Origin of the sequence: Gemmatimonas sp. (assembly GCF_041689975.1) — a bacterium.
GTDB lineage: Bacteria > Gemmatimonadota > Gemmatimonadetes > Gemmatimonadales > Gemmatimonadaceae > Gemmatimonas.
Window position 1 is genome coordinate 1 of the sequence record NZ_JBDNFF010000372.1, and the last position, 3,543, is coordinate 3,543.

The 3,543-nt window shown below is 62.0% G+C and carries 4 protein-coding genes and 1 pseudogene; 2 read left to right on the forward strand and 3 right to left on the reverse strand.

Annotation, left to right across the window (positions count from 1 at the left end):
- Positions 1-25 precede the first annotated feature (25 nt).
- Genes ACESNG_RS21480 through ACESNG_RS21490 form a run of 3 tightly spaced genes read right to left on the reverse strand, consistent with a single transcriptional unit; the run spans position 26 to position 2,150 of the window.
- Positions 26-865 (reverse strand): ferritin-like domain-containing protein, encoded by an 840-nt coding sequence (locus ACESNG_RS21480; protein ID WP_373062474.1) that lies wholly within the window; start codon positions 863-865, stop codon positions 26-28.
- Positions 866-876: 11 nt separating this feature from the next.
- Positions 877-1,617: a ferritin-like domain-containing protein gene (locus ACESNG_RS21485; RefSeq protein ID WP_373070773.1), complete on the reverse strand. Its 741-nt coding sequence runs from the start codon at positions 1,615-1,617 to the stop codon at positions 877-879.
- Positions 1,614-2,150 (reverse strand): PEP-CTERM sorting domain-containing protein, encoded by a 537-nt coding sequence (locus ACESNG_RS21490; protein WP_373070775.1) that lies wholly within the window; start codon positions 2,148-2,150, stop codon positions 1,614-1,616. The genes ACESNG_RS21485 and ACESNG_RS21490 overlap by 4 nt, the downstream gene beginning before the upstream one ends.
- A 611-nt stretch (positions 2,151-2,761) precedes the next feature.
- On the opposite strand from ACESNG_RS21490, the gene ACESNG_RS21495 reads away from it, so the two are divergent.
- Positions 2,762-3,085, forward strand: a complete 324-nt coding sequence (locus ACESNG_RS21495; protein WP_373070777.1) for a hypothetical protein — start codon at positions 2,762-2,764, stop codon at positions 3,083-3,085.
- Positions 3,086-3,182: 97 nt separating this feature from the next.
- A pseudogene (locus ACESNG_RS21500) lies at positions 3,183-3,543 on the forward strand (hypothetical protein); the annotation flags it as partial.

The window sequence follows — 3,543 nt, forward strand, 5'->3', positions numbered from 1 at the left end:
CGGTGCCTGCCGGTTGATGCGCTGTCTATGAGACGATGAACGGACCGACGATGGCGAGAACCTGTGCCATGGTGAGTGGCTCGTCGAATGCCTCAGTCACCTCTTTGACGGCGACGCTGGGAGACACGCTCGCCGCGTTGATGCCAAGATGCACGGTGTTCTGATCACCTTCGTAAACGGCCGCCGTGCCAAGAATATCCGTGGTGTTGTTCGTGATCCAACCTTGAGTGGGCTCATTGTCGGCAAAGTTTCCACGCAGACGCCGCACTTCGGCGGCATGCCGCGCCTCGACGGAATGAATCGTGAGTGCCGCCTGCAGCACGTCCTTGTATGGCTGCAGCGTTGGTGCTTGCCCCTTGTACGCCCTCACGCCGGTGTCTTCGAAGGCCTGAGCGAGCGCTTTGAACGTCTCGTACTGACCGGGGAGAAACGCGAAGCCGGGAAATGCGCCGCCAGCGGTGAAGTCGAACGTCGGCTTCGGTCGCGCCCGTGATCCCAGCGCGTTCTGCAGATACGAGACGTGTGTGTTCTCGTGCGCCTGGATCGTTCCGAAGATCGTGCGATCGGCCGAGGGAATGAGCCCCGCTGCCGCCATGCCCCGGTTGTAGAATTCGGCCTCGAGATACTCGAGTGTGAGCGCGAAATTGAGCACGCCCGACACGGCGGCTGGTAGTCGTCCTTGGCCGAAGGCGTCGGTCGATAGTGCCGCAAGCGCCGTGGGGACGGACGCGAGCCGTAAGCCGGCCAACACCATGCCGGATGCAGTTGCACCCTGAGAAATTGCTCGGCGTCGGGAAACGAGCCGGTCCGTGATGTCAGGATCAATGGCGGACAGGAGCGCTGGAGAATTGGGCTGAGTCGACATGTGTCCGGCTCCTAGGTGTTGATGGCGGTGATGCTTTCGACGATGAACGGATCCGCAGCCGCCAACACCGTATTGGGCGTGTTGGCGTCATCGAAGGCAGACGGCGCGAAGTCCGCACTACGATTGTTCAGGAGATCGCGAATGGCGGCCGCATGCCGCGCCTCCACCGACACGATTTTGCCGGCGACGACGAGGTAATCCGTGTTCGTGAGATAGCGAGCGGCACCGTTGTAGGCACTGACGCCCAGGTCTTCGAACGTCTTCGCCGTATTCAGCACACTCAAACGGTTGGCGAAGTTGACGCTGGTGAAGTCAGGCGTGAGGTTGGGGATCCGGGCACCGGCAAGTGCCGTCGCGAGGAAATCGCGATGCACCACCTCATGATCGCGTACGTCGCGCAACACGCGTTGCTCGTTCGCGGCGAAAATAGATGCGAACGCCGCATTCGCCACGACATTCACATAAAACGCCGCCTCGAGCTGCTCCAGTGCGTATGCATAGTTGAGCACGTCGACGTCCGTCGAGAAATCGAGCGTGATGCTTCCATTGGCACCGATTACGGCGCGCGAAGGACCAGCTGGTGCGAACAACATGACATCATTGGTGCAGGCGGCGAGCGCCAGTGCCGCACCGGTCAAGCCCGCCGCGCGCAGGAAGTCGCGGCGAGTGTTCTGTGGGTTCGTGCCAGCGACCGGTTGCGGACCGCTCGCAGCGAAGTCAGCTGGCAATACGCGATGTTCAGTGTGGCTCATATGACGTTTCTCCGGCGGAAGCGTACAGCAGCGAGACCGGCGAGTCCGGCCGCCAACAGCACGACGGTCGTGGGTTCAGGCACGACGTTGAAGTTGTCGAGGCGCACGAACGGCTCGTCAAAATCGTTTCTCGAGGCGATCCGAAGCGATGTCACGTTCGCAAACTGGGAGCCGAAGGTGAGAGTCTGAAACCCGGAGGTTCCGAGGAGCGAGGTGAGCGGTTGCGTGACGCTGCCGCCCACGGCTGCGCCCGTGAAGGTCACCCTCGTACCAGCGAAATCGAAGGGTGCGAGCATGATCGACAGCGGTGTGAACGCCGCGCCATTCGCTCGTGTGATGTCTATGAACGATGGAGTTGGCGAGTTCAGCGTCAACCCGAATGTTCCCGCCGCACCAGAGAACGTCGGACTGTTGGCGTTACCGGCGATGAACGTATTCAGCGATGTTGGTCCTGTGCACGGCACACCGACGGCAGTGAACACGAAACCGCTTTCCGCATAACAGTTGGTGAGGAATCGTGTACCCGATCCCACGGCGCTTTCTGTAAGTGTGTTGAAAGTCACAGTACTTGACTGGGCGAACGCCGCGTCTGTCGTCACCATCCCGCTCACGAGACACGTGGCGACAACGGCACTGAGGCGTCGAACACATCTGAACGTGCTAGTCATGTGCATACTCCGGTGGTGGAGAGACAACAGCAGACACAATCGCGTTTCGATTGGTGTGGTGTCATACCTCAAATTCTGCGCCACGCAGTTGGAGAGCACGCAGCTGTACCGCGCACGTTACACGTCCGCTTTGCGATCTCAACCAAAGTCCGCATGCGTATCGTCGTGATCGCTGACAGCGCGCGCAGCGAAATGTTCTATGCATTCATGATCGCGCGCGTTGGTGCGAAAAGGATCAGCGAGAAGAAAGCGTTTCGCTCACTCGCGCGTGCGCTGTCGCTGCCATCCTCGGCGGAACCCTCTGTAGGTGCGGTTGCGCGCGACCTATTCCGTTTGGTGTCCTATCGCACAGTTCCTTCACGATCCGTCCCGTAAGCGCAGCTCGCACGCTGCGCGCCGTGCGTGTTGCCGCTGGCGCGCTTGCCGCCCTTCGCGGCTGCCCGATAATGTCTCGCCCGCGGAATACGGGAGCGCCGATGCACGCCGCTGCGCACCTGATGCTCACCAACTTTGGCGCGTCGGGCGTCGCTTGCACGTTGGTGACTGCCGTGGTGAACACGGCCGAGTCACGCCAGCGCGCCATAGCGCAGCTGATAAGCGCGGTGCGCGAGCACGGACTGCACCGCGTCACGGTCGGCTTCGAATTGGTGCCGTCGTCGGCCCATCCTGACATGCTCTCGTTCCTCACCGAACTCCACACCGCGCTTGGCCCGCTACACGCGATCGTCTGGGCCGCGATTCCGGTCGGTGCCGACGACGATTATCCGCTGGCGCAGGACGCGCGGCGCTGGATTACGTGATTCCCATGCTTTACGACGAAAGGTCGGGACAGAACGACGCGGGTCCCATCGCCAGTACGGCTATCACTGGCGCAGTGATCGACCGGAGGCGGCGACCGTGAGTGTCGGCGAAGCGATCGCGCTTGGCCGGGTCGCGGCGGGCGGTCCCTCGTTCGACAGTCGAGCGCGCAATCCGTTTGCGTCGTGGCGTGACCCGCAGGGTATCACGCACACCGTGTGGTATCTCGATGCAGCAACGGCGTGGAATCAGCTGCGTGCGGCCACGGCGACGGGCGTGGCCGGCATGGCGCTATGGCGGCTCGGGGGTGAGGACGCCACGCTCTGGCGAGTGCTGGGACGCCACGGGCTCACAGGGAACACGGATTCTCTTCGTTCGCTTCCGAACGATAGCATCTCGGTGATGGTGGGCGAAGGTGAGGTGCTGGCGGTCGAGGGGCACAAGGGAAGTGGCTGGCATA